At 67.6% G+C, this 24335-nt stretch carries 22 protein-coding genes; 6 read left to right on the top strand and 16 right to left on the bottom strand.

Annotation, left to right across the window (positions count from 1 at the left end; genetic code table 11):
- Positions 1 to 15: 15 nt before the first annotated feature.
- Genes mutM through HGB51_RS18510 form a run of 3 tightly spaced genes read right to left on the bottom strand, consistent with a single transcriptional unit; the run spans position 16 to position 2386 of the window.
- A complete protein-coding gene (gene mutM, locus HGB51_RS18520; RefSeq protein WP_070209125.1) occupies positions 16 to 828 on the bottom strand; it encodes a bifunctional DNA-formamidopyrimidine glycosylase/DNA-(apurinic or apyrimidinic site) lyase in 813 nt (270 codons plus the stop codon).
- Between the two features lie 19 nt (positions 829 to 847).
- Positions 848 to 1150 carry an EF-hand domain-containing protein gene (locus HGB51_RS18515; RefSeq protein ID WP_246233706.1) on the bottom strand — a complete coding sequence of 101 codons (303 nt, stop codon included), beginning with the start codon at positions 1148 to 1150 and terminating at the stop codon, positions 848 to 850.
- A gap of 33 nt (positions 1151 to 1183) precedes the next feature.
- Positions 1184 to 2386: a DesA family fatty acid desaturase gene (locus tag HGB51_RS18510; RefSeq protein WP_171966923.1), complete on the bottom strand. Its 1203-nt coding sequence runs from the start codon at positions 2384 to 2386 to the stop codon at positions 1184 to 1186.
- Positions 2387 to 2534: 148 nt separating this feature from the next.
- Between HGB51_RS18510 and HGB51_RS18505 the strand changes: the two genes are divergently transcribed.
- Positions 2535 to 3356: an ABC transporter ATP-binding protein gene (locus HGB51_RS18505; RefSeq protein ID WP_070209182.1), complete on the top strand. Its 822-nt coding sequence runs from the start codon at positions 2535 to 2537 to the stop codon at positions 3354 to 3356.
- A gap of 107 nt (positions 3357 to 3463) precedes the next feature.
- On the opposite strand, the gene HGB51_RS18500 is transcribed toward HGB51_RS18505, so the two are convergent.
- Positions 3464 to 4618: a DUF4785 domain-containing protein gene (locus tag HGB51_RS18500; RefSeq protein WP_070209183.1), complete on the bottom strand. Its 1155-nt coding sequence runs from the start codon at positions 4616 to 4618 to the stop codon at positions 3464 to 3466.
- Between the two features lie 10 nt (positions 4619 to 4628).
- Entirely contained in the window at positions 4629 to 5510 is an 882-nt protein-coding gene (locus HGB51_RS18495) for a lipase family protein (protein WP_070209184.1), read from the bottom strand.
- A gap of 321 nt (positions 5511 to 5831) precedes the next feature.
- Here HGB51_RS18495 and HGB51_RS18490 point away from each other — a divergent pair, with 321 nt between their 5' ends.
- A complete protein-coding gene (locus HGB51_RS18490; RefSeq protein WP_070209185.1) occupies positions 5832 to 6671 on the top strand; it encodes an acid phosphatase in 840 nt (279 codons plus the stop codon).
- A gap of 61 nt (positions 6672 to 6732) precedes the next feature.
- On the opposite strand, the gene HGB51_RS18485 is transcribed toward HGB51_RS18490, so the two are convergent.
- Positions 6733 to 9000: a TonB-dependent receptor gene (locus HGB51_RS18485; protein ID WP_070209186.1), complete on the bottom strand. Its 2268-nt coding sequence runs from the start codon at positions 8998 to 9000 to the stop codon at positions 6733 to 6735.
- Between the two features lie 441 nt (positions 9001 to 9441).
- Here HGB51_RS18485 and HGB51_RS18480 point away from each other — a divergent pair, with 441 nt between their 5' ends.
- Positions 9442 to 10440, top strand: a complete 999-nt coding sequence (locus HGB51_RS18480; protein ID WP_070209187.1) for a patatin-like phospholipase family protein — start codon at positions 9442 to 9444, stop codon at positions 10438 to 10440.
- Between the two features lie 9 nt (positions 10441 to 10449).
- Here HGB51_RS18480 and HGB51_RS18475 read toward each other — a convergent pair whose 3' ends face one another.
- Positions 10450 to 10932, bottom strand: a complete 483-nt coding sequence (locus HGB51_RS18475; RefSeq protein WP_070209188.1) for an Lrp/AsnC family transcriptional regulator — start codon at positions 10930 to 10932, stop codon at positions 10450 to 10452.
- 127 nt (positions 10933 to 11059) lie between these two features.
- Here HGB51_RS18475 and phhA point away from each other — a divergent pair, with 127 nt between their 5' ends.
- Positions 11060 to 11956 (top strand): phenylalanine 4-monooxygenase, encoded by an 897-nt coding sequence (gene phhA, locus HGB51_RS18470; protein WP_070209192.1) that lies wholly within the window; start codon positions 11060 to 11062, stop codon positions 11954 to 11956.
- Between the two features lie 140 nt (positions 11957 to 12096).
- Here the strand turns inward: phhA and HGB51_RS18465 are convergent, their stop codons facing one another.
- The 9 genes from HGB51_RS18465 to HGB51_RS18425 all read right to left on the bottom strand — a co-directional run bounded on the left by HGB51_RS18465 (position 12097) and on the right by HGB51_RS18425 (position 21521).
- On the bottom strand, positions 12097 to 13203 hold the full coding sequence (locus tag HGB51_RS18465; RefSeq protein ID WP_070209189.1) for a GDSL-type esterase/lipase family protein: 1107 nt from the start codon (positions 13201 to 13203) through the stop codon (positions 12097 to 12099).
- Positions 13204 to 13318: 115 nt separating this feature from the next.
- Positions 13319 to 14074 carry a 2-dehydro-3-deoxy-D-gluconate 5-dehydrogenase KduD gene (gene kduD, locus HGB51_RS18460; protein WP_070209190.1) on the bottom strand — a complete coding sequence of 252 codons (756 nt, stop codon included), beginning with the start codon at positions 14072 to 14074 and terminating at the stop codon, positions 13319 to 13321.
- Between the two features lie 33 nt (positions 14075 to 14107).
- Positions 14108 to 14956: a 5-dehydro-4-deoxy-D-glucuronate isomerase gene (gene kduI, locus HGB51_RS18455; RefSeq protein ID WP_070209191.1), complete on the bottom strand. Its 849-nt coding sequence runs from the start codon at positions 14954 to 14956 to the stop codon at positions 14108 to 14110.
- Between the two features lie 137 nt (positions 14957 to 15093).
- Positions 15094 to 16152 carry a LacI family DNA-binding transcriptional regulator gene (locus HGB51_RS18450; RefSeq protein WP_171966922.1) on the bottom strand — a complete coding sequence of 353 codons (1059 nt, stop codon included), beginning with the start codon at positions 16150 to 16152 and terminating at the stop codon, positions 15094 to 15096.
- Positions 16153 to 16193: 41 nt separating this feature from the next.
- Complete coding sequence (locus tag HGB51_RS18445; protein ID WP_070208663.1) at positions 16194 to 17777, bottom strand: family 43 glycosylhydrolase; 1584 nt, start codon at positions 17775 to 17777, stop codon at positions 16194 to 16196.
- 45 nt (positions 17778 to 17822) lie between these two features.
- The gene (locus tag HGB51_RS18440; RefSeq protein ID WP_070208664.1) at positions 17823 to 19106 is read right to left on the bottom strand and encodes a TRAP transporter large permease; all 1284 of its coding nucleotides are present in this window, start codon (positions 19104 to 19106) and stop codon (positions 17823 to 17825) included.
- Between the two features lie 3 nt (positions 19107 to 19109).
- On the bottom strand, positions 19110 to 19643 hold the full coding sequence (locus tag HGB51_RS18435; RefSeq protein WP_070208665.1) for a TRAP transporter small permease: 534 nt from the start codon (positions 19641 to 19643) through the stop codon (positions 19110 to 19112).
- 11 nt (positions 19644 to 19654) lie between these two features.
- Complete coding sequence (locus HGB51_RS18430; RefSeq protein ID WP_070208666.1) at positions 19655 to 20662, bottom strand: TRAP transporter substrate-binding protein; 1008 nt, start codon at positions 20660 to 20662, stop codon at positions 19655 to 19657.
- A 37-nt stretch (positions 20663 to 20699) separates the two neighbouring features.
- Positions 20700 to 21521, bottom strand: a complete 822-nt coding sequence (locus HGB51_RS18425; RefSeq protein WP_070208667.1) for a 2-keto-4-pentenoate hydratase — start codon at positions 21519 to 21521, stop codon at positions 20700 to 20702.
- A gap of 146 nt (positions 21522 to 21667) precedes the next feature.
- On the opposite strand from HGB51_RS18425, the gene HGB51_RS18420 reads away from it, so the two are divergent.
- A complete protein-coding gene (locus tag HGB51_RS18420; protein WP_246233698.1) occupies positions 21668 to 22669 on the top strand; it encodes an alpha/beta hydrolase in 1002 nt (333 codons plus the stop codon).
- Positions 22666 to 24282: a carboxylesterase/lipase family protein gene (locus HGB51_RS18415; RefSeq protein ID WP_070208669.1), complete on the top strand. Its 1617-nt coding sequence runs from the start codon at positions 22666 to 22668 to the stop codon at positions 24280 to 24282. Before HGB51_RS18420 ends, HGB51_RS18415 begins: the two co-directional genes overlap by 4 nt.
- Positions 24283 to 24335: the final 53 nt, after the last annotated feature.

The following is a 24335-nucleotide window of genomic DNA, read 5'->3' as shown; positions in this document are numbered from 1 at the left end:
CGCGCGCGCTACGCCTCAGCGTTGGCAGTGCCCACACCAGACGCTGGCACGCTGGCCGATGGTGGCGTGGCGCAGGGGCCGGCCGCACTGCCGGCAGGGTTCGCCTTCACGCCCGTACACCAGCAGTTCCTGCTCGAAATAGCCGGGCGCGCCGTCTGGACTGATGAAGTCGCGCAGGGTGGTGCCGCCGCGAGTGATGGCGTGGCCCAGGATCTGCTTCACCGCCGTGGCCAGCCGTTGGTAGCGCTCACGCGAGATCTTTCCGGCCTCACGCAGCGGGTTGATGCCAGCCATGAACAGGCTTTCGGCGGCATAGATGTTGCCGACCCCGACCACGATCGCCTGGTCCATCAGGAAGGTCTTCACCGAGGCGCTGCGGCCGCGGCTGCGCTGGAACAGGTAGTCGCCGTCGAAGGCGTCGTCCAGCGGTTCCGGACCCAGTCCGGCCAGCAGCGGGTGGGTGTCACCGGCCGGCTGCCACAGCAGGCTGCCGAACCGGCGCGGGTCGTTGAAGCGCAGCAGGCGGCCGTTGTCGAGGCTGATGTCGACATGGTCATGCGCGCGGACCGGGGTGTCTCCCGGTAGTACGCGCAGGCTGCCAGACATACCCAGGTGCAGCACCGCACTGCCGATGGCGGTATCCAGCAGCAGGTACTTGGCCCGCCGGCGCACGCCTTCGATCGCCTGGCCGGGCAGCAGCGCGCCGATTTCGTCGGGAATCGGCCAGCGCAGGTCCGGCCGGCGCAGGATGACGCCGTGCACGCGGCGGCCTTCCAGGTGCGGCGCCAGGCCACGGCGGGTGGTTTCTACTTCGGGAAGTTCGGGCATTACGACGGGGGTCCCATGTTCAACGCGGCGGCGCGGAGAGTTCCTTCGCGCTCAGGAACCCGTCGCCGTTGGCGTCCTGCTTGTGGAAGCGCTCGACAATGGTCTGGCGCTGCTGCTCGCGGGTGATCGGCTTGCCCTTGCCGCCGGGCAGTTCGTCGGCGCTGAGCACGCCATCGCCGTTTCGGTCCATGCGGTCGAAGGCGTACAGCATCCACTGTACGTACTCCTCCACGCTCACCTTGCCGTCGCCGTCTGCGTCCATGCGTTGCAGGTAGGTCCCGGTGTCGGTGACCTGGGCCTGCGCGGTGGTGGCCAGCAACAGAAGCGCTGCGCAGCAGAAACGCCGGCGCACCGCTCAGTGCGCCGACAACGAGTAGCCCTTCAGGCGCGCTGCGTAGTTCTGCAGCGCGGCGATGCCGCTGGCCTCGGCCTCGTGGCACCAGGCCTGCAGCAGCTTCAAGCGTTCGGCGGCGTCATTGCCACGGGCTTCGAGCAGGGCCGAGAGGCGGGCGCGGTGTTCGACCAGCACGCGGATGCGCGGGCGCTGTTCGACCCAGCTGCTCAGTTCGGCGCGGCAGTCCGGCTTGAGCCAGCGGCCGTCGTTGACCAGGCCACGGCGCATGCGCCGCGGCAGCAGCTGGCGCAGCTTGGCACCGGCCATGGCCGCTTCTTCGCGCAGGGCCGGTACGAACACGTTGCGCTGGTAGTCGGTCATCGCCTGGAAGCGGTGCGAGAGCAGCGCCTTCAGGGTTTCGGCATCGGGCACGGCGATGTTCGGGCGCACGTCCATGCTCGGCGCCACGCGCAGCACCTTGGCCAGACGCACGGCCTGCAGGCCACGGATGGCGGCCCAGCCGATGTCGAACTCCCAGCGGCGCATCGAGAAGCGCGCCGAGCTGGGGAAGGCATGGTGGTTGTTGTGCAGTTCTTCGCCACCGATCCAGAACGCCCACGGCGTGAGGTTGGTGGAGGTGTCGGCCGACTCGAAGTTGCGGTAGCCCCACCAGTGGCCCAGGCCGTTGACCACGCCGGCCGCCCAGAACGGGATCCAGGCCATCTGGATCGCCCACAGCGCGACGCCGGGCAGGCCGAACAGCACCAGGTTCAGCGCGAACAGCGCGACCGGGCCCAGGTTGGCGTGCGGGGTGTACAGGTGGCGCTCGATCCAGTCTTCCGGTGCGCCACGGCCGTACTGCTCGATGTCCGCGCGCATGCCACGCGCTTCGCGGTACAGCTCCACGCCACGCCAGAACACCGTGCCGATGCCCTTGGTGACCGGGCTGTGCGGGTCTTCTTCGGTTTCCACCTTGGCGTGGTGCTTGCGGTGGATGGCCACCCACTCCTTGGTGATCATGGACGTGGTGAGCCAGGTCCAGAAGCGGAAGAAGTGCGCGATGGCCGGGTGGAAGTCCACGCCGCGATGCGCCTGGCTGCGGTGCAGGTACAGGGTCACGGCGAAGATGGTGAGCTGGGTGAACACCAGCAGCACCAGCCCCATGCCCCACCAGCCGAGGCCGACGACGCCGCCGGTCAGGAAGTTGAGGAGGACGTCGGGCATCGCAGGACTCCGGGCCGGATCGGCCAGCAGGGAAACAGGGCAGTTCCCGCCATGATGGGGCCAGACGTTGCAAACTTCATCCGTCTGGTGCCATTTTTGCGTAGTCATTCAGTTGTTTTCCCCCTTCGTGAGCATTGCCCCCGCATTCATGACTGCTGCTACCCCTCCGTCGGCCGCCGCTCCCCTGATCGAACTGGACCGGGCCTGCGTCATCCGCGGCCAGGTGCGGGTCCTGCACGACCTCAGCCTGCGCATCGCGCAGGGCCAGCACACCGCGCTGCTGGGCCCCAACGGCTGCGGCAAGTCCTCTTTCATCAAGCTCATCACCCGCGAGCTGTACCCGCTGGCGCATGCCGACGGCACCGTGGCGGTGCGCGTGCTCGGCCAGAACCGCTGGCAGGTGGACCGGCTGCGCTCGCAGCTGGGCATCGTCACCGGCGACCTGAGCAGCAACCTGTCGGACATGCCCGGGCTGACCGTGGAGGAAGCGGTGCTGTCGGGCTTCTTCGCCAGCTTCGTGGTGCCGGCGTTCCGCGAGGTCACCGACGAGATGCGCGCCCGGGTGCGCGAAACCCTGGCCCTGACCGGCGCACTGCCGCTGCTGCAGCGGGGCTACGCCGAGCTGTCGGCCGGTGAGACCCGCCGCGTGCTGATCGCGCGGGCGCTGGTCAACCGCCCGCAGGCGCTGTTGCTGGACGAGCCCTCCACCGGGCTGGACCTGGTGGCCCGCCAGCATCTGATCGCTACCATGCGCACCTTGGCCGCGCAGGGCATCACGTTGGTGCTGGTGACCCATCACATCGAAGAAGTGATTCCGGAGATCGAACGCGTGGTGCTGCTTCGCGGTGGGCGGATTGCGGCCGATGGAACGCGCGGGGAGCTGCTGCGTGACGGGCCGCTGTCGGAGGTATTCGGTGGGCCGATCCAGGTGGTGGAGCATGACGGGCGATTGACCGCGTTCGCGGGGTGATGCGCAGCCACGCAGGGCGTGGCTCTACCCCCGCCTGTGCCGGTTATCCCACGCACGTGCTCGTTATCCCGGTAGAGCCACGCCCTGCGTGGCTCCCCGGCAATCCATCAGAACCTGACCGCCACCGCCCTGGTCTCGATCGGCGCCATCCGGCCCTGGTCCAGCAACTGCAGGTCGCGCAGCTCGAACGGCGCCGCATAGCCGCCGGGCAAGGCCACGCTGTCGAATGCCAGCGTGAGCTCACCCGCACCGGCGCTCTCGAACCACGCCGCACTGTGCGCCTGCGCCACTGGCCGCAGCGTGCCCCCGGGCCCGGTGGCATACAGCGTGCCGCGCGCCTCATACCGCCCCGGCGCGCCGATCCGCAGCGGCAGCCGTACCTGGCGCTGCGCCGCATCCGCCGCGGCCTGCCCACTGAAACGCGCGGTCGGCCGGGCCACCGAGAACGCCACCTTGGCGTCGCGCTGCACGCCCTGCGCGGTCACGAACGCCTGCAGTTCCCACAGGCCCTGCGCCTGGCCGATGTCCTCGGGAATGGTCACCTGTGCACGCAGCCCGTCCTTGCCTGCGACCAGCGGTACCGGCCAGCTGCGGCCGTCCGGCGCCACCAGCAGGGCCTCGCCCGCCGCCGGCAGCACCCGCGCCACCGAGCGCCCTGCCGCCAACGCCGCGCTGCCGCCATCGTTCTGCAGGCGGGCGGTAAGCGCTACCCGGCCCCCGGCCAGCACCTGCTGGCGGTCGGCCTGCAGCTGCAATGCGATCGGGCTGTTCGGTTCCAGCACCTGCACCACATAGCGGCCCTGGGCCTGTGGCGCCTGCAGGCGGTAGCTGCCCACCGCCGTGCTGGCGCCGGTGCGCGCCATCGCGCTGCCCTCGTTGACGCCCATGCCGGCGGCACGCAGCTGTTGAGTGTCGACCACCGTGTCCAGCGCCTGCGCACCGTTGGGGTCGCGCACCTGCAACTGCTCCACCTCCAATGCGCGCGCGCCCTGCACCGGGCTGACCTGGATCACCGCGTCCGGTGCGGTCAGCGGCAGCTCCAGGCCGCGTTGCAGGCTGGCGGCGTCCACCGTGTCCCAGTAGCTGCGGCTCAGCGCGGTGAAGGGCGCCGGCGCGGTCAGCGCCTGGGTCGGCTCCAGCGCCCAGGCGAACTGCACCGGGGCACGCTCGGTGGTCGCATCGGGCATCGGCTGCGCGGCCTGCACCGGCAGCGCGAAGACCGCAGAGGCCACGGCCAGGGACAAGCTCAGTCGTGAAGTCATGGCGTGCTCCTCAAAGGGTCAGGTCGTTGCGCAGGATCGCGCCCAGGCCGAAGCATTCGCGGCGGCTCTGGTTGTGGCTGAGCGGCTCCGCGCCGTTGGTGCGCGCCTTGTCGGTGAACAGCACGCTGCCCGCCGCCCTCTGGCTGCTGCACTCCAGGAAGCCGTCGGAGCAGCTGTTGAGCCAGTTCTGGGTGAGCTCCAGCCCCACGTTCTGCGCATAGCCACCGCAGTAGCTGTTGCTGTCCCATACCGCCGACTCCACGTCGGAGCCGACCACCGCGCGGAACGGCTTGGGCAAGGCCGGGCGGCCGGCGGTGCCGTACAGGTTCTGCGCGTTGTAGGTGGCCATCCAACCCACCTGCTGCATGCGGACCGCGTCGTTCTGATAGCCCAGCAACCAGCCCACCGAGGCCTCGAAGGCGTTGCCGTTGAGCACCGCGTCGGCCAGCGGCGTACCGGCCGACGACGGCGCCAGCGCGGTGACCTTGCTGATGGTCTGGATCAGCTTCGGGTAGCGGCTGTCGTAAGTGGGGTTGGACAGGATCCAGCGCACCACGTTTCCGCCGTTGGAATGGGTGATGACCACCAGCTTGGTGATACCCCGACTGTTGATGAAGCTGGTGAGCTGGCCGGCCAGGCAGCCGGCGGCTTCGGGCTTCCACATGTACTGCTCGAAGTCGCAGTTGACCACGGTGTAATTGGCGCTGTTGGGCAGCCCCTGGCGCACCGTGTCGATGATGCCCGGCTGCCAGTAGTCGGCGCGCGCATCGGTCTGCTTGCCGGTGCCGTGCACGAACGCCACGCCCAGCACATCGGCGGCGTGGGCGCTGGTGCTCGCCAGCATGAGTCCCAGGGCAAGGCCGATGCCCTTCCCCACTGCAGTGGTTTGCATTCTTTCGTCTCCGTTTGGGCAGCGGGAGTAGCGGGGCAGAGCCCCGCTCTACCGCGTTTTGGTTTTCCCCCTGAGCGTTGGCGCCCGTTTGCCATCGACGCTGTCTATGCAGATCCGGCTGGCGGGTGATGGCGCCGATGCAGAAGCTATGCCGGCTGGCGATCTCAGTCCGTGACCCAGTACAGGGTTCGTCGCATTTGAAACGAATCCCACTGCTGCGGCGCAGCGCGCCGTGCCGGGTCTGGCGGCATGACCTGCGGCGGCTGGCAGGCGGGCGCGAAGCTGCGATCATGCCGCCTTCACGCACGTCGAGACCCGCCCATGCCTTCTGCCACCGCCCTCCTCCGTCCCCTGCTGACCACCGCCCTGCTGGGGGTTCTGGCGGGCTGCGCCTCGGTACCGGCCCCGGCCACGCCGGTGGAGGCCTCGGTGGTGACCAAGGCGGTGGGCTACCTTGCCGCCGATGCCGTGCCGGCCAGCCTGGCGCTGGTGCCGGCGCCGCCGCTGGCGGGTTCGGCCGGGTTCGCGCTGGATGAACAGGTCAGCCGCGAGGCCCGCGCGCTGCGCGGCAGCCCGCGCTGGGAACAGGCGCACCGCGACGCCGAGCTCGGTTTCCCAGAAGGCGCCAACCAGTTCAGCTGCGCGATCGGGCTGGATGTGGATGCGGAGAAGACCCCGGCGCTGTACCGCCTGCTGGAGCGCAGCCGGATCGACGCCAGCGCTGCCACGCGCGCGGCCAAGCACCACTACCAGCGGGAACGGCCGTTCATGGTCAACGGCGAACCGACCTGCACGCCCGAAGATGAGGACGGCCTGCGCAAGAACGGCTCCTACCCCTCCGGCCACACCTCGATCGGCTGGGCGTGGGCCCTGATCCTCTCGGAAATCGTGCCCGAGCGTGCGGACGCCATCCAGGCACGTGGCCGCAACTACGGCGAAAGCCGGCTGGTGTGCAACGTGCACTGGCAGAGCGACATCCTGGAGGGCCGCTTCATGGGTGCGGCGGCGGTGGCGCGTCTGCATGACAACGCGGCGTTCCAGAGCGACCTGCTGGCCGCCCGCAAGGAGATCGCGGCGGCACGAAAGGCTGGGGTGGTTTCCAGCCGCGACTGCGCGGCCGAAGAGAGCGTGCTGAAGATCAGGCCCGCCAGCGCGCTGTGACGTAAACAAGAACGGCGCGGATCTCTCCGCGCCGTTCTCGTTTCATCCGATCACACCGCGATCAGAACTTCGAGGTGAACTCCACGCCAAACGTACGCGGCTCGTTGAGGAAGCCGGTCAGGTTGTTGAAGTCGATCGCGCCGACCACGCGGGTCTGGTTGGTCAGGTTGCGACCGAACACCGCCACGTCGTACTGGCCGTATTCCCAGTTGTAGCCCAGGCGCAGGCCGCCTTCCAGCGACGAGCGGCTGCGGAATTCCGGCGACTCGTACAGGAAGAAGTTCACCGGGCTGCGGTAGGCCCAGTCGGTGTACACGTACAGTTCGCTGGCGTCGCTGAGCGGGAAGCCGGCGCGCAGGGTCATGTTGTGGATCCACTTCGGCGCCTGCGGCAGCGGATTGCCGTTGACCAGCGCGTAGGTGCCGCCGTTGATCACCGTGGTCGGGTCGGTGATGGTGCAGCCGCCGCCGCAGATCGCCACCGCCAGGTCGCGGTCCTTGATCTCGGTGTCGTTGTAGCTGCTGCCCAGGGTCAACAGCACGTGGTCGGTCAGGTAGGCCTCGAAGTCCAGCTCCGCGCCCTGGCCGATGGTCTTGTCGGCGTTGAGCAGGGTGGCGGTATTGTTGGCGCCGCCCACGGCGATCAGCTGCTGGCCATCGACGTTGTAGCGGAAGATGTTGAAGCCCAGGCGTGCGCGACGGTCGAACAGGTCGGCCTTGACGCCCACTTCGTACGAAATCACCTTCTCCGAATCGGCCTGCGAAACGCCACCGAAGGCCAGGCGGCCCTGGATGGACGGTGCGCGGAAACCCTTGGCCACGCGGGCGTAGGTGTTGACGTTGTCGGTGACCTGGTAGACACCGCTCAGGTCCCAGCTGACATCGTCGACATCGGTGTTGGCCAGGTACGGACCGCTCACCGGCGTACCGCCCGGCACGGCCTGCAGCACGCTGGCGGTGAAGTCCTTCTTGTCCTGCGTGTAGCGTACGCCGCCGCGCAGCTTGAACTTGTCGGTGACGTCGAAGTCGCCGGAGGCGAACGCCGCCCACGCCTTGTTGCGCTGGCTCTGCACGGCGTGGCCGGTCTGCGGGTTGCCCGGGGTCAGCGAGTCGTAGTTGAAGCTGTCGATGGTGACGTCTTCATCGAAGTAGAACACGCCGGCCTGCCAGTCGAAGCGGCCCCACTCGTTGGATTCCACGCGGAATTCCTGGGTCCACTGGCGGTGGTGCGGCAGACCGTCGGCCGACTCGGACGGGAACGGAATGAAGCCCGGGCCGTAGTTGCCGGCACCCAGGAAGCTGGCGCCGTAGCCGCCGTCGATATCGCCATGGTTGAGCGACTCGGCGGTTTCATAGCCGGTGATGGAGTGCAGGGTCACGCTGCCCAGGTTCCACTGCAGGCGTGCGCTGCCGCCCCAGGTTTCCAGCTCGGAGAAGTTCACACCGTCGTTGGAGACCTTGTCGCGGTCGAAATTTTCCACCAGCGCATTGCTGCCCGGCTGGATGATGTTGGCGCGGAACAGGCGCGCGGTGCCGTTGAGCTTGCGCTTGTGCAGGTTGAACAGCGCTTCGAACTCGTCGCCTTCGTACAGGAACTGCACGCGACCAGCGGCTTCGTCATAGCCTTCAAAGCCCTCTGCCGGGGCGTTCGGGCGGGTGTTGTCGACGTAGTTGTCGCGGCGCTGGTACAGCGCCGACACGCGTGCGGACCAGCGGTCGGTCAGCGGGCCACCGTACGCGGCCTGGGTGTTCCAGGTGTCATAGGTGCCGTAGGAGACCTTCACGTACCCATCGGCGTCCTGCGACGGACGGGCCGAGTCGAACTTGACCACGCCGGCGGGGGTATTGCGCCCGAACAGGGTGCCCTGGGGGCCGCGCAGCACTTCCACGCCGGCCAGGTCGAACAGCGGGAAGCCCTTCAGCAGCGGGCTCTCCTGCACCACGTCGTCATACACCAGCGACACCGGCTGCGAGGCATTCAGATCGAAATCGGTATTGCCCAGGCCGCGGATGTAGAAGCGCGGGAAGGCACGACCGTAGGACGATTCGATGTTCAGGCTCGGCACGCGCGCCGACAGGAAGCGGATGTCGTCACCGGCCGAACCGAGTACGTCGAGCTTCTCACCCTGGATGGCGGAGATCGAAACCGGCACGTCCTTGGCGTTTTCCACACGGCGCTGCGCCGTGACCTGCAGGGTATCGAGCGCGACCGGGTCCTTGGTGGCGGGGGCATCCTGGGCTGCGGCCGTCAATGGCAGCAGGGCGGCAAGAGCGAGTACGAGGGGGTGCACGGACGGAGTACGGCCGTGGGCAGTGCGGTTCGAGAACATGGCGATTAGGCTGTGTTGGGAGGGGTGGTGGACCGGCGCTACCAGACAATTGTTGCAGTACAACAACAGCGTCGCAAATGCGGATCATTGATTACCAAGTTCCGGGGCTTGAAATGTAAAACCGGAAGACTTGATAGATGAACGCCTTCAGGGAGAGTTCGGGTCATCCGCTACCACGCCTGGCGTTCTCCACCATCGAATGAGCAGCCAAGTCGCCATATGCTGGAGGCGTTGGCCGAAAGGCAAATGGAGGGGTCCGCAGTGTCGGGCCCCTCCTCCTTTTTGCCGCGTAGCGACACGCCACGCGTGTCCCAAGCACCCCCACCCAACGCCGCAATCCACCCGCCCCCCGCTAAATGGCATCGCGAGGTTGCCGGCCGGCGGCCGGCACTACCGGTATGCTGGCGACCTTTACGGTCCCTATTCACTTACCTGCCGCCCATGACTGCCTTCCGCCGCACCCGCCTGACGTTGTCCGTTGCCCTGCTCGGCCTGCTGGCCGGCTGTGGCGGTGAGAACACCCGCCCTGCCCCGGTCAACCCGGTGGCGGTGCCGGCCGCGCAGGCCAAGCCGGTCAGGATCGGCATTGCGCTCGGCGGCGGTGCGGCCAAGGGCTTCGCGCACATCGGTGTGATCAAGATGCTGGAAGCCAACGGCTTTGAGCCGGTGGTCGTTTCCGGCACCAGCGCCGGCAGCGTGGTCGGCGCCCTATACGCCAGCGGCATGGATGCGTTCCAGATGCAGTCCAAGGCCGTGGCGCTGGACGAAGCCAGCATCCGCGACGTGCGCCTGTTCTCCGGTGGGTTGGTGCAGGGCCAGAAGCTGCAGGACTACGTCAACGCGCAGGTCGACAACCGCCCGGCCGAGAAACTGAAGAAGCCGTTTGCCGCCGTGGCCACCAACCTGGACACCGGCGACCGCGCGGTGTTCGTGCGCGGCAACGTCGGCCAGGCCGTGCGCGCCTCCAGCAGCATTCCCGGCGTGTTCGAGCCGGTGAAGATCGGCAGCAACATGTTCGTGGATGGTGGCGTGGTCAGCCCGGTGCCGGTGGACGCCGCGCGCCAGCTGGGCGCGGACTTCGTGATCGCCGTGGACATTTCCAGCAAGGCCAGCGGCAAGGCGCCGACCGGCATGCTGGGCATCGTCAACCAGTCCATCTCGATCATGGGCCAGCGCCTGGGCGAACAGGAACTGGCACGCGCCGATATCATCATCCGGCCCAAGGTGCTGGACATCGGCGCGGCCGATTTCAGCCAGCGCAACAACGCGATCCTGGAAGGCGAGAAGGCTGCGATGGCGGCGATGCCGCAGATCCGCAACAAGATCCAGCAGCTGCAGCGCGCGCGTGCCGCGGCCATTGCACCGCCGCCGCCCGCTCCGAAGTGCGAGGAACCCTCGCGCGTGGGCAAGCTGATGGGGCGCAAGGAGAAGTGCGCGTAACGCGCCGCGTCATTCCAGCTGCGACAACGGCAGCGCCCGGAAATCCTTCACCGTGCGCAGCACGAAACTGGAGTTCACGTCGGCCACCCCGGCCGCGTTGAGAAGCTTGTCCAGCAGGAAGCTGGAGAAGTGCTCCAGGTCGCGCACGTAGATGTGCAGCAGGTAGTCCATGTCGCCGGTGAGCGCATGGCAGGCCACCACTTCATCCCACTCCACCACGCTCTCGGCGAACACCCCGATGGCGTGCTGGTCGTGCTTCTCCAGCTGCACGCGCACGAACGCCTGCAGGCCCAGGCCGATCCGCCGGGGCTCGAGGCGCGCGCCGTAACCGGCGATCACCCCTTCGGTTTCCAGCCGCTGGACCCGCCGCAGGCAGGCCGACGGGGACAGGTTCACCCGCGCCGCCAGTTCGGCGTTGGTGGCGCGCCCGTGCTGCTGGATCTCCGCCAGGAGACGCAGATCCGTGCGGTCGAACTGGTTATCCCCGGACATTGCTGCTCCGCAACATTGAATGGACGCAACGATATTGCGCCAAGTCGGCATATCCGTGCAACTTTGCAAGCCTCTTGCGCGTCCCCTGCCCTAGCATCAACGGATGACCTTCCAGGAGCCCACCGTGATGGAAACCGCCACCGCCCCGCGCCGCGTCGAACACCAGCAGACCGACAAGGGCTACGTGCCGGTGTACACCACCGCCGTGGTGGAACAGCCGTGGGAGAGCTACACCGCCGACGACCATGCCACCTGGAGCACGCTGTACCAGCGCCAGCGCGAGCTGCTCGAAGGCCGCGCCAGCAAAGAGTTCCTGCAGGCGCAGGACGAGATGGGCATGAACGCGCACATGATTCCGCGCTTCGACCAGCTCAACGAGGTGCTGGGCGCCGCCACCGGCTGGACTCTGGTGGGCGTTGAGGGCCTGCTGCCGGAACTGGATTTCTTCGACCACCTGGCCAACCGCCGCTTCCCGGTGACCTGGTGGATCCGCCGCCCCGACCAGATCGACTACATCGCCGAACCGGATATGTTCCACGACCTGTTCGGCCACGTGCCGCTGCTGATGAACCCGGTGTTCGCCGACTACATGGCCGCTTACGGTCGTGGCGGCGTCAAGGCCCATGCCATCGGCCCGGAAGCGCTGCAGCACCTCACCCGCCTGTACTGGTACACGGTGGAATTCGGCCTGATCAATGCACCGGAAGGCCTGCGCATCTACGGCGCCGGCATCGTCTCGTCCAAGGGCGAGTCGTTGTACTCGCTGGAATCGGCCGCGCCGAACCGGATCGGCTTCGACCTCGAGCGCATCATGCGCACGAAGTACCGCATCGATACGTTCCAGAAGACCTACTTCGTCATCGACAGCTACGAGCAGTTGATGGAGGCCACCTCGCCTGACTTCACGCCGATCTATGCGGCACTGGAAGCGCAGGAGCACCTGCCGGCCGGTGACGTGCAGGACGGAGACCGCGTGTTCCAGAAGGGCACCGGTGAGGGCTGGGCGGACGGCGGCGACGTCTGATTCGCCCCGCTTCGCCGCCCCGATTGACGTTTCTCGCCAATGCTTTTGAAGTTTAGCCACGTAACCTTCAAAAGCCTCCCGAGCTTTTGAAGGTTAGCGGTACGTCCAGACGTAGCGCCGGGCTCTGCCCGGCCGGGGCATTACCGCGGGTACGCCAACAGCACCACCAGATCCTGCTCCCCGCGCTGCTGCAGCGCATGCAGGCTGCCCACCCGGGTCAGCAGCGCATCGCCGGCGGCGACGTCGTACTGCTTCCCATCCAGCACGTAGCTGCCCTGCCCGCTGATGATGTAATAGATCTCGTCCTTGTGCTGCGGGTGCAGGCCGATGCCTGCGCCCTTGTGCAGCACGCGCTTGCGCAGCACGAATGGCAGGTCCTTGTCGTCAGCGAAGAACGGATATGCCGTCGTCGGACCCGCCCCACCATGCGGCCCAGGCTGGCTGATCGCGATGTCGCGCTCATGCACCACGCGCGACGGCTTGGCCGGGTCGCTGCCCTGCCCCACGGCCTGGCTCACGTCGCAGTCGATGTCGCGCTTCAGTGCGGTTTTCATCGTCGGCTGCAGCGCCACCCAGTCGCGCATCACCAGGCACGCCACCGCTGTCGCTCCGGCTACGGTGAAGTGGGTGCCGTCGGCCTTGTTCTGCTCCGGCACGAACATGAAATAGGGTTTGGCGCCCTGCTCGCCCAGCGCGCGGATCCAGCGCGTGGAGCTGGCGTTGAGATCGATCAGCGGCACCTGCTCGCGCGCCGCCAGTTGCTGCATCGCCTGGGTGTACAGGCCGTGCGTGTCCAGCAGCGAACCGAAGTCGTACAGCAACCGCGCTGGCGGAGTGATGAACAACGGCGTGGCCTGCTTGTCGCGGGCCAGCTGCACGTAGCGCTGCAGATACTGCGGGTACGCCTGCGCAGGATCGTTGTAGCGCGTGGGGTCTTCGAACTTTGCGTCGTTGTGGCCGAAGCCGATCAGCAGCACGTCGCCGGGCTTGAGCTCGGCGGCGATGGCGTCCAGGCGTTTCTCTTCAACGAAGCTGCGCGCACTGCGCCCGCCTTTGGCGTGGTTGCGTACTTCCCACAGCGCCGGGTCAAGGTAGCTCTGCAGCGCCTGGCCCCACCCCGCCTGCGGGGCGCGCTCCGGGCCGTACTCGGCCGCCGTGGAATCGCCCGCGATGAAGATGCGATGCGGGGCAGCGTATGCGCCGGTCGTCAACAACAGCAGGCACAGCATCAACGAAGGACGCAGCATGGTCGTGCCTCGTAGCGCCGGGCCCTGCCCGGCTGTCGCATGATGTCAGTGTGCGTGGGCCGGGCAGAGCCCGGCGCTACGCGGTAGATACCGACCGTTGGTCGGTACCGGGGTATTACCTCGCAAGCCAGCCGCCATCGACCGGAATGACCGAGCCGTTGACGTAGTCCGATGCACTCGACGCCAGGAATACTGCGGTACCCGCCAGGTCTTCCGGCGTACCCCAACGCCCGGCCGGAATGCGGTCCAGGATCGACTTGTTGCGGTCCTGGTCGGCGCGCAGCGCGGCGGTGTTGTCGGTGGCCATGTAGCCCGGGGCGATCGCGTTGACGTTGATGCCCTTGTTGGCCCACTCATTGGCCAGCAGGCGGGTGATGCCGGCGATGCCGCTCTTGCTGGCGGTGTACGACGGCACGCGGATGCCACCCTGGAACGACAGCATCGAGGCGATGTTGATGATCTTGCCGCGACCCTGTGCGATGAAATGACGGCCAGCGGCCTGCGAGATGAAGAACGCAGACTTGATGTTGACGTTCATCACGTCGTCCCAGTCCTGCTCGCTGAAGTCCACTGCATCGGCACGGCGGATCAGGCCGGCGTTGTTGACCAGGATGTCCAGCCCGCCCAGCCCTTCCACGGTTTCGCGGATCACCCGCTCCACCGGCTCGATGCTGATCAGGTTCGCTTCCACCGCCAGGCAGCGGCGGCCCAGCGCGGTGATCTTTGCGATGGTCTCGGTGGGCGGCGCGATGCCGGCCACGGCGACGTCGGCGCCGGCCTGCGCCAACGCGACGGCGATGCCCTGCCCCAGGCCGGTGTTGCCACCGGTGACCAGGGCGATCTTGCCTTCCAGACTGAACGGATTAGCCATTGCGGGTACGGTCCTTATCCAATGCGGTGTGGGTCACTTGAGCTGGCAGATGTCCAGCACGTGCATGTCGGTGTAATCCAGGTTTTCGCCGCCCATCGCCCAGATGAAGGCGTAGTTGCTGGTACCGGCGCCCATGTGGATCGACCACGGGGGCGACACCACCGCTTCGTTGTTCTGGATCACGATGTGGCGCTGCGCGTCCGGCTCGCCCATGAAGTGGTACACGCGGTCGTTCTGGCCCAGGTCGAAGTAGAAATACACTTCGCTGCGGCGGTCGTGCAGGTGCGGCGGCATGGTGTTCCACACGCTGCCCGGCTTGAGCACGGTCAGGCCCAGCAGCAGCTGCGAGCTCTGGCAGGTGGCCGGCACGATGTACTGGTAGATGGTGCGCTCGTTGCTGGTTTCCAGCGCGCCACGTTCCAGGGCAACGGCGTCCTTGATCGACAGCTGCTTGGTCTCGAAGCGCGCATGCGCGGGGGTCGAGGCCAGGTAGAACTGCGCCGGGGTGGCGGCGTCATCCGAGGCGAACACCACGTCTTCGCTGCCCATCGCCACGTACAGGCCGTCCTTCGGACCGAGCTTGTACACGGTGCCATCGACGGTCACGGTGCCGCTGCCGGCGCCGACGTTGATCACGCCCAGCTCGCGGCGCTCCAGGAAGGCATGGCCGGCGGCCGAGGCCGGTTCGGTCTGCTTCGGCAGGGACACCGGGCCCTTCACCGGGGCGGCGCCGCCCAGCACGAAGCGCTCGTAGTGGGTGTACTTCAGGGTCACCGCGTCGGCATTGAACAGACCGTCGAGCAGGTAGAGCTCGCGCAGGTCGTCGTTGCTGGCGCCCTTGATGGCGTCGGGATGGGTGGCGTAGTGGGTCTTGCAGTACATGGCGTCTCCAGAGCAGGGGTGGGCCGACGGGTCGGCCTTGGCGCGATTTCCCCTAAGTCTAGCCGGAGAGGAAACCGGTGTCATTTTGCGGTGCGGTAGGGGAGCGGGAGGCGTCCCGAGGACTGACCGCGTAGCGGTCAGTCTTCGGGCGGCTGGCAGGAATCCCGAACGATCAGGTGCGGGCGCACGCTGGCGATCTGCAGCGCGGCCTGGCCCTCGGGCTGGATCAGCATCGCTGCCGCCGTGCGCCCGGTGTCGCGCGTGTGCCGGCGCACCGAAGTCAGCGACGGCCACAGGCGCGAGGCCAGCGGGCTGTCGTCGTAGCCGATGATGGACAGCTGGCGCGGGATGCTGATCCCGGTCCGCAGGGCCACCTTGTAGATGCCGGCAGCCATTTCGTCGTTGCCGGTGAAGATCGCGGTCGGGCGCTGCTTGCCCAGCAGCAGCTTCTCGGCCGCGGCCACACCCGATTCGAAGGTATAGCCTGCTTCGATGATGCGCCCCGGCGGCAGTTCGATGCCACGCTGGGCCAGCGCGTCCAGGAAGCCTGCGGTGCGGTCGTGGGCCGAACGGTAGGCGCTCGGGCCGGTGACCAGCGCGATGTCGCGGTGGCCCAGCGAGAGCAGGTAGTCGGCTGCTTCGGCAGCGCCGTCGCGGTCGTGGGTGACCACCATCTGCGAGGTTTCATCCAGCGCGGCCGAGGCGATGCGAGTGAAGCGGCAGCCAATTTCGTCCAGCATGTCCACCAGCGCCTGGTCTTCCGAAGCACGGGGGACCAGGATCACCGCATGCAGCTTCTGCTGCTGCACGAAGCGGCGCACGCCTTCGATGTAGCCGGGGCTGCGTGAGTCGCAGGGGTGCACCACCAGCTCGAAGCTGGAGCCGCGCAGCGCGTCCAGCGCGCCGTACTGCATGTCCACGATGTACTGCGCGGTGGGGTTGTCGTAGACCATGCCGATCAGGAACGAGCGGCGGAAGGCCAGGCCTCGGGCCAGCGGGTCGGGCGTGTAGCCCACCTCGCGCATCAGCGTTTCCACCTTCTCGCGGGTGTCTTTGCGCACCAACGGCGAGTTGTTGATGATCCGCGAAACCGTTTTCTTGGAAACACCCGACAGCCGCGCGATGTCGTTGATCGTGGCGGCCTTGCCCTTGGTCAACCCGTGCGGTGCCGGGTCGCTCTTGCTGCGCAGTGACATGTGTTCAAACCGAGAGAGGTCGAAAGAGTCTACCGGGCCACTCACTCGAGGGCGCGGTAGCGGAACTGGCGGAAGTGGACCTTGCCGTCGCCGGCAGCGTACAGGGCCGGCTTCAGGGCGAGGAACTTCCCGGCCACATTGTGATGGTAGCCGGAGACTTCCATCTGAACCGGGTACTTCTTCCAGGTTTTGCCATCGGTGCTGGAATGGATGGTGACGATGTGCCGGTTGTTGGTCACCCGCAGCCACAGCTTGCCGCCTTTGGCACTCCGGTCCAGCCGGGTCGGCCGTTCCTCGCCGTAGCGGTGCATGATGAATTTCTCCCCGTTGCTGCCCACGCCCACGTACAGGCGGTCGCTGTAGAAGAGCAGGGCGCCGCCCACCGCGCCGGGTTCGATGTCCATTTCGACCTCGAACTGGTAGGCCTTATCGCCGGCAATGGCGGTCAGCGGCGAGCTGTCGCGCGGGGTGTCGCCCTTGCCCTGCAGGGTCATGCCATCCGCGCTGAAGCCGAGTCGCCTGTACTCGTCCTGGGCGGGGTTGAAGAAGCTCCACTGCGCGCCCAGCGTGCTGCCGCGGAAGTCGTCCGAGAGCGCCATGCCGTGCTGGCCCACCGATTCGCCCGAGGGCTTGGCCAGCGGCTGGCCGAGGTCGCCGCCCTTGGCCACGAACCAGCCGTCGTCGGTCCACTCGATCGGCTCCAGCAGCGCCTGGCGACCCAGCGTCCAGTAACCGTTCTCATAGCCGTGGTAGATCATCCACCAGCGCCCGTCGGTGCCTTCCACCACCGTGGCGTGGCCGCGCGACCACCACGGCTCGGCCGCCGACTTCGTACGCGTGATCGGGTTGTTCGGCGCGTTCACCCACGGCCCATGGATCGAGCGCGAGCGCGCGGTGATGACCATGTGCCCGGTCGGCGGACCGGCGGTGCCGCCCACGGCAGTGGTCATGTAGTACCAGCCGTTGTGGAAATTGATCTTCGGACCTTCCTGGGCGTAGGCCTCCACGTCCCAGCTTTCCGGGTACTTCCAGCCGTCGTACACGTGCTTGGGCTTGCCGACCACGCTCAGCCCGTCGTCGGCCAGCTGCACATAGGCGCCGCCGCTCAGGAACAGGTAGCGCTTGCCGTCTTCGCCCACCGCATGCCCGGGGTCGATGTAGCCGCCCAGGCCGATGTCGATCGGCTCACTCCACGGCCCGCGGATGTTGTCGGACCAGACCACGAAATTGCTGCGGGTTTCGCCGGTGCGCGCCGGGAAGTAGATGTAGTAGCGGCCGTCATGCTTGACGATGTCCGGCGCCCAGATCGCGCCCACGTTCTTCGTGATCGCGTGGCCCAGTGGCTGCCAGTTCACCAGGTCGCGCGAGTGCCAGATCGGCAGGCCGGGGTAGGCATCGAACGAGGACAGGGTGAGGTAGTAGTCGTCGCCGTCCTTCAGCACCGACGGGTCCGGGCGGTCGCCGGCGAACACCGGGTTGAGGAAGGTGCCGTTGCCGAGGTCGGCCTGGCGCTGGTTTTCGATGCCGCGCTTCCACGTGGGGGCGGCGGATTCGGCAGCATGGGCACCACCGGTGAGCAACAGGCCAGCGGTCACCAGCCCGGCAAGCAGGGTCTTCAGATGCATGGGTGTTTCTCCATCAACAGCGTGGCGGCCGAAGCCGCCACCCAATCAGGCGCGCAGCAGCGCCGGCAACCACAGCGACAGCTGCGGGAAGAAGGTCACGATCAGCAGCACGCCCACCGCGGCGAACCAGAACGGCCAGATCGAGCGCATGCTTTCGCCCACGCTGATCTTGCCGATGGCGGTGCCGATGAACAGCACCGAGCCTACCGGCGGCGTCACCAGGCCCAGGCCACCGGTCAGCACCAGCACCAGGCCGAAGTGGATCGGGTCGATCCCGTAGGCCTTGGCCACCGGCAGGAAGATCGGCGTGCAGATCAGGATCATCGGCGCCAGGTCCATGAAGGTGCCCAGCAGCAGCAACATCACCACGATCATCAGCAGCACCATGAACTGGCTGTGCGCGAACGACTGCAGGAAGTCCACCGCGGCCGTCGGCACCTGCAGGAAGGCCAGCAGCCAGCCGAACACCGCCGCCGTGGCGATCACGAACAGGATCACACCGGTGCTGCGCGCGGCGTGGGTCACCGTGCCCATGAACTCGCGCCAGTTGAGCTGGCGGTACAGCACCGTGGTCACCAGCAGCGCGTACACCACCGCGATGGCCGCACTTTCCACCGCAGTGAAGATGCCCGCGCGGATACCGATGAAGATCAACGCCACCAGGCCCAGGCCGGGCAGGGCGGAGACCATGCGCAACAGCACCGCGCGCCAGCCCGGGAACACTTCCACGCCATAGCCGCGACGACGCGCCACCACGTAGCCGGTGACCATCAGCGCCACCGTCATCAGCAGCGCCGGCACGATGCCGGCTGCAAACAGGTCGGCGATGGACAGGCCACCGCCGGCCGCGGCCGAGAACAGGATCAGGTTGTGCGAAGGCGGCACCAGCAGCGCCACCAGCGCGGCGGTGATGCTCACGTTCACCGCGAAGTCGCGGTCATAGCCGCGCTTGACCATCTGCGGAATCATCGTGCCGCCCACTGCCGATACGTCTGCAATGGCCGAACCGGACACACCGCCGAAGAACAGCGAGGACAGAATCGAGACCTGGCCCAGGCCACCGCGCATGCGGCCGACCAGCGACGAGGCCAACGCGATAAGGCGTTCGGAAATGCCGCCGCGCATCATGATTTCGCCGGCGAAGATGAACAGTGGAATCGCAATCAGCGAAGCGGAACCGGTACCGGCTGAGATCTGCTGCACCAGCACCAGCGTGGGCAGGTCCAGGTACCAGAGCGTGGCAAGCGCGGCGGCGGCCAGCGCATACGCCACCGGCACACCCAGCAGGAGCAGCACTGCGAAGACAGTGAAAAGAATCGTAATACCCATGACTCAGCGATCTCCCTCTGGGTCGACAGCAGCCGGTTGCACGGCCTGCACCATCTGGTTCACGGCGAATATCGCCATCAGCGCACCGCCAATGCTCAGCGGCAGGTAGTTGATGCTCTGCGGCAGGTTGGCGCCGGCGGTCTTGATGTCCAGCCCGTCCATCAGCAGCACCCAGGCCCACCAGGCAATCACCACGCCCAGCACCGCCACCACCAGCGAGGCGAATACATCCACCGCGCGGCGCAGGCGCGGGCCCATGTGCGCGGCCAGCAGGAAGAAGCCGAAGTGGCGGCGGGTGTGCACGCCGGTGGCTGCGCCCAGGCTCATCGCCGTGGCCAGCAGCAGCAGCGTGACCGGCTCGGTCCAGCTGGGCGAATCGTTGATCACATAGCGCGCGAACACCTGCCAGCCCTGCACCACCACCAGCCCTAGCAGGGCCAGCACGGCGATATGGATGGTGATGTCGGCAATCAGGTCCAGCGCACGCTGGGGCGCCGAGCGCACGTCTACGGTGGTTTCGGAAGTCGTCTCTGACATCGCGGCGTTCCTCAGGCGAAGTCGCGGATGCGACGGGTGAGCGCAGCCAGTTCCGGCTGCTGCAGGTACTGCTGCAGCAACGGGTCGGCGGCCTTGCGGAAGGCCGGCATGTCGACCTCGTTGAACTGGATGCCGAACTCGGCCACTGCCTGGCGGGCGGTGCTTTCCGACGCATCCCACTGCTGGCGCATCACCGTGACGGACTCGCGCGCGGTCTGCAGCAGCAGCTGGCGATCGGCCGGGCTGAGTTCCTCGAAGGTGCGGCGGGACATCAGCAGCACGTCCGGCGCATAGGAATGATCGCTCTGCGACCAGTAGCGCGCCGCTTCGAAATGGCGGCTGGAATGGAAGCTGCGCATGTTGTTTTCCGCACCGTCGATCATGTGCGTTTCCATGCCCGAGAACGTGTCGCCCAGCGACATCGGAGTCGGGTTGGCACCGAGCAGGCGCATCAGCTGGATGAAGATGTCCGACGAGGCCACGCGCAGCTTCAGGCCGTGCAGGTCCTTCGGCTCCACGATCGGATGCTTGGTGTTGTAGAAGCAGCGCGCGCCGGAGTCGTAGATCGCCAGGCCCACCAGGCCGCGGCTTTCAAAGCCGCGCAGCACGTCGTCGGCGATACCGCCATCGAGCGCGCGGCGCATGTGCGCCACCGACTCGAACACGTACGGCAGGCACAGCGCCTGGGTCAGCGGGAACGCATTGTTGAGCGCGCCGGAGTACACCCGGGTGATGTCGATCGCGCCGAAGCGGGCCATGTCGATCGCTTCCGATTCGCGGCCCAGCTGGCCGGAATGGTACTGGCGCAGCTTCAGGCGGCCGCCGGTCTTCTCTTCGAGCTGCTGCCCGATCCACTTCACCGCGGTCACGGTGGGGTAGTCGGCCACGTGCACGTCGGTCGCGGTGAGCAGGCGCGCGCCTTCGGGCGCCGTGCCGGTGGAACGGGAACACCCGGCCGACAACAGGGGCACGCTGAGCGCGCCCACGCCGGTAGCCAGGAACTTTCTGCGAGTAATCATCTGCGCCCTCCCAAGCGTACTCGCCATGGCCGACCGGTTACCCGGCGGCGATGGCCCTGCAGGTAATGTCGCCGTAACCGGCGAAACGGATCAGTGCCTGTTGGCCTACGGCGATGTCATGGATACCGGTGGCATTGCCACTGGCGATCAGATCGCCGGCCTTCAGCGGGCGCCCGCGCTGGGCGGAACGGCCCAGTGCGAACGCGAATGCGGTGCGCAGCCCACCCGGCAGCAGGGTGGCGCCGCCGGTGCCCACCACCGCGCCGTCGATGCGCGTTTCGGCACGCAGGTCGGCGTCGTCCAGCGTGGTCCAGTCCGGAATTTCCGGGCCCAGCACCAGGCCGTTGTTGTTGCCGAAGTCCGAGACCACCACCAGCGGGCCCAGCTTGTTGATCGTGGCCAGCGGGCTGCTGGCGACTTCCACGCCGATGAACAGGCGCGCCGGCTGGGCTTCGGCCTCTTCCGGGGTCCAGTGCAGCTTGTCGGCCGGGGCGTCCTCGGTCAGCTGGAACACGTACTCGGCCTCGACCGCGCCGAAGCCGCCGAGGAAGACCGGAATGTCCGCTGTTCCACCGGTAGCATTCCAGAGCCGATTGGAGAAGATCGGGCCCAGCAGGCGGTCGTCCCCGGAGGCATCGCGGCGCTCGGCGGCGATGTAGCCGACCTTCCAGCCCACGACCCCGGCGTCCCACAGCGCAATGGCGTGGTCCTGCACCTGGTAGGCGGTGACCAGGTCGTCCGGGATGGTTCCCGGGAAATCCGGCAGTGAACGGCCCTGCTGGCGGGCCGAAACGAACGCTTGGGCGATGTCGCCCAATCCCTGTTCTGGCAGATCCTGTTTGCCCTGATCGTTGCTCAAGCGGGTCTCCCGTTGTTTTGTTGCACTGCCCATCGACAGTGCTTGGATGAGCTGTATATGGTAAACCGGTGTCATTGGCAATGTGCAGCGCATCAGAAGCTGCCATCGCCCGGCACGCGGTCGTTTCCCATGCCAAGGATCCCCGGATGCGTTGTCTCGTGTTGATGCCCCTGCTGGGGGGCTTGCTGCTTTCCGCCCTCGCCGTTGCCCCCTCGCTGGCCCATGCCGCCGAACGGCCGGTGCCGCAGACCGAGCCCTCTCCCGGCGCGCCCGACCGCATCGACCTGTGGCCGGCGGGTCAGGTACCCGGAGAGTCCACCACGCCCAGCGCGGCGAACGTCGTCGAACGCAGCAACAACAGCGCGCTTCCCGACCGCTACATCGACAACGTCAGTGCCCCGTACCTGGTGGCCTACCGCCCGGCCCGGCCCAACGGCAGCGCGCTGCTGGTCATTCCCGGCGGCGGCTACCAGCGCATCGTGCTGGACAAGGAGGGCACCGCGCTGGTGCCCGCCTTCGTGGACCAGGGCGGGGTGACCCTGTTCGTGCTGCGCTATCGCCTGCCGGCCGGCCGCAGTGACCGCCAGGCGGCGCTGGCCGACGCGCAGCGCGCCCTGCGCCTGATCCGCAGCAACGCGAACCGATGGCAGCTGGACCCGCACCGGATCGGGGTGATGGGCTTTTCCGCCGGCGGCCACGTGGCCGCGCGTTTGAGCACCGGATTTGCAGCCGCGCTCCCGGGCATCGGTGACGCCGTGGACGCGGTCAGCGCGCGCCCGGACTTCGCCCTGCTGCTGTACCCGGTGATCGACATGGGCGCGCAGGCGCATACGGGTTCGCGTTCCCGCCTGCTCGGCGAGCGGCCCAGCGCCGCGCTGGAAAGGCAGTTCTCCCAGCAGTCCCAGGTGACCGCGCAGACACCGCCTACCTTCCTGGTGCACGCCCAGGACGACAGCGTGGTGCCGGTGCAGAACAGCCTGCTGTACTACCAGGCGCTGCTGGACGCGGGCGTGCCCAGTGAAATGCACCTGTTCGCGCACGGCGGCCATGGCTTCGGCGTGCGCATTCCCGCCGCGCTCACCACCACGCAGTGGCCCACGCTCGCATTGCGCTGGATGCAGGCGCAGCGCGGGGAGGGCACGCCATGAGCCCGGCCGACCTGCAGCGCCGCCGTTTCCTGCGCGACAGCGCGCGCTACGCCCTGCTGCTGGCAGCCGGTTCGTTGCCGATGGCCGCTGCACTGGCCAACGCACCTGCCGGCGCCGACACCGATTCACTGGCCAAGGTGCGAAGCGGGCGCCTGCGGGGTCGCTACGTGCAGGGCGTGCACAGCTTCCGGGGCGTGCCCTACGGCGCCGACACCGCCACCCGCCGCTTCGAGCCAGCGCTGCAGGAGCTGCCGTGGCGCGGCGTGCGCGACGCGCTGGCCTACGGGCCTGCCGCGCCACAGGGCAGCAAGGACGACGGCCCCGGCAGCGAAGACTGCCTGTACCTCAACGTGTGGACCCCGGCGCTGCGCGACGGCAAACCGCGCCCGATCCTGTTCTACATCCACGGTGGCGCCTACAACAACGGCTCCGGCAGCGACCCGCAGTACGACGGCAGCGCGCTGTGCCGGCGTGGCGACGTGGTGGTGGTCAGCGTGAACCACCGGCTCAACGTGTTCGGCTACCTGTACCTGGCGCAGCTGGGCGACGCGCGTTTCGCCGACTCCGGCAACGTGGGCCAGCTCGACCTGGTCCAGGCGCTGCACTGGGTGCGCGAGCATGCTGCCGAGTTCGGTGGCGATGCAGGCAACATCACCGTGTTCGGCCAGTCCGGCGGCGGCGCCAAGATCGCCACGCTGATGGCCATGCCGGCGGCACGCGGCCTGTTCCAGCGCGCGTGGACGATGAGCGGCCAGCAGGTCACCGCCGCCGGGCCGCGTGCGGCTACCCAGCGCGCGCGCATTGCGATGGACGCGGTGGGCGCGCGCGACGTGGACGCGCTGCTTGCGCTCCCGGCCGACGCCCTGCTGGCCGCCACCCGCGCACGTGATCCCTCGCGGGTGGAGAGCACCTCGCTGTACTTCGGCCCGGTGGTGGACGGCGGAAGCTTGCCGGTGCATCCGTTCTGGCCACAGGCGCCGGCGCAGTCCGCCCGGATCCCGATGGTGATCGGCAACACCCATGACGAAACCCGCGCCTTCCTCGGCAACGAGCCGGCCAATTTCGCGCTGACCTGGGAAACGCTGCCGGCGAAGCTGGAAAAGGAGCAGTTCGTGGACCTGCTGCCTTCGGTGGTGATCGCCGAATATCGGCGCCTGTATCCGCATTACACGCCGTCAGAGGTGTTCTTTGCTGCCACCACCGCCGGGCGCTCCTGGCGCGGCGCAGTCGAAGAACTGGAGGCGCGGGCACGGCAGGGCGCACCGACCTGGGCCTACCAGCTGGACTGGGGCTCACCATTGGAGGGTGGAAAGCTCGGCGCGTTCCACACGCTGGATATCCCGCTGGTGTTCGACAACACGCGCGCGGAAGGCTCGCGCACTGGCGATGGGGCCGATGCGCAGCGCATGGCCGATGTCATGAGCGAGGCCCTGCTGGCATTTGCCCGCACGGGGAACCCGAACCATGGGGGCCTGCCGCAGTGGGCGCAGTACGGGTTGGAGCGGCGGCAGACGATGGTGTTCGACACCCGTTCCAGGCAGGAAGACGATCCACGCGGTGGCGAACGCAGGTTGTACCAGCAGGCCCCGTTCGTACAGCGAGGCACCGCGTAGGGACACGCCATGCGTGTCCAGAACGTGGCCTGCAATCCGTGGGACACGCATGG

Source organism: Stenotrophomonas bentonitica, assembly GCF_013185915.1.
Taxonomy (GTDB): domain Bacteria; phylum Pseudomonadota; class Gammaproteobacteria; order Xanthomonadales; family Xanthomonadaceae; genus Stenotrophomonas; species Stenotrophomonas bentonitica.
Note: the sequence above shows the minus strand (reverse complement) of the source record. Positions and strands in the feature narration are given on the sequence as shown.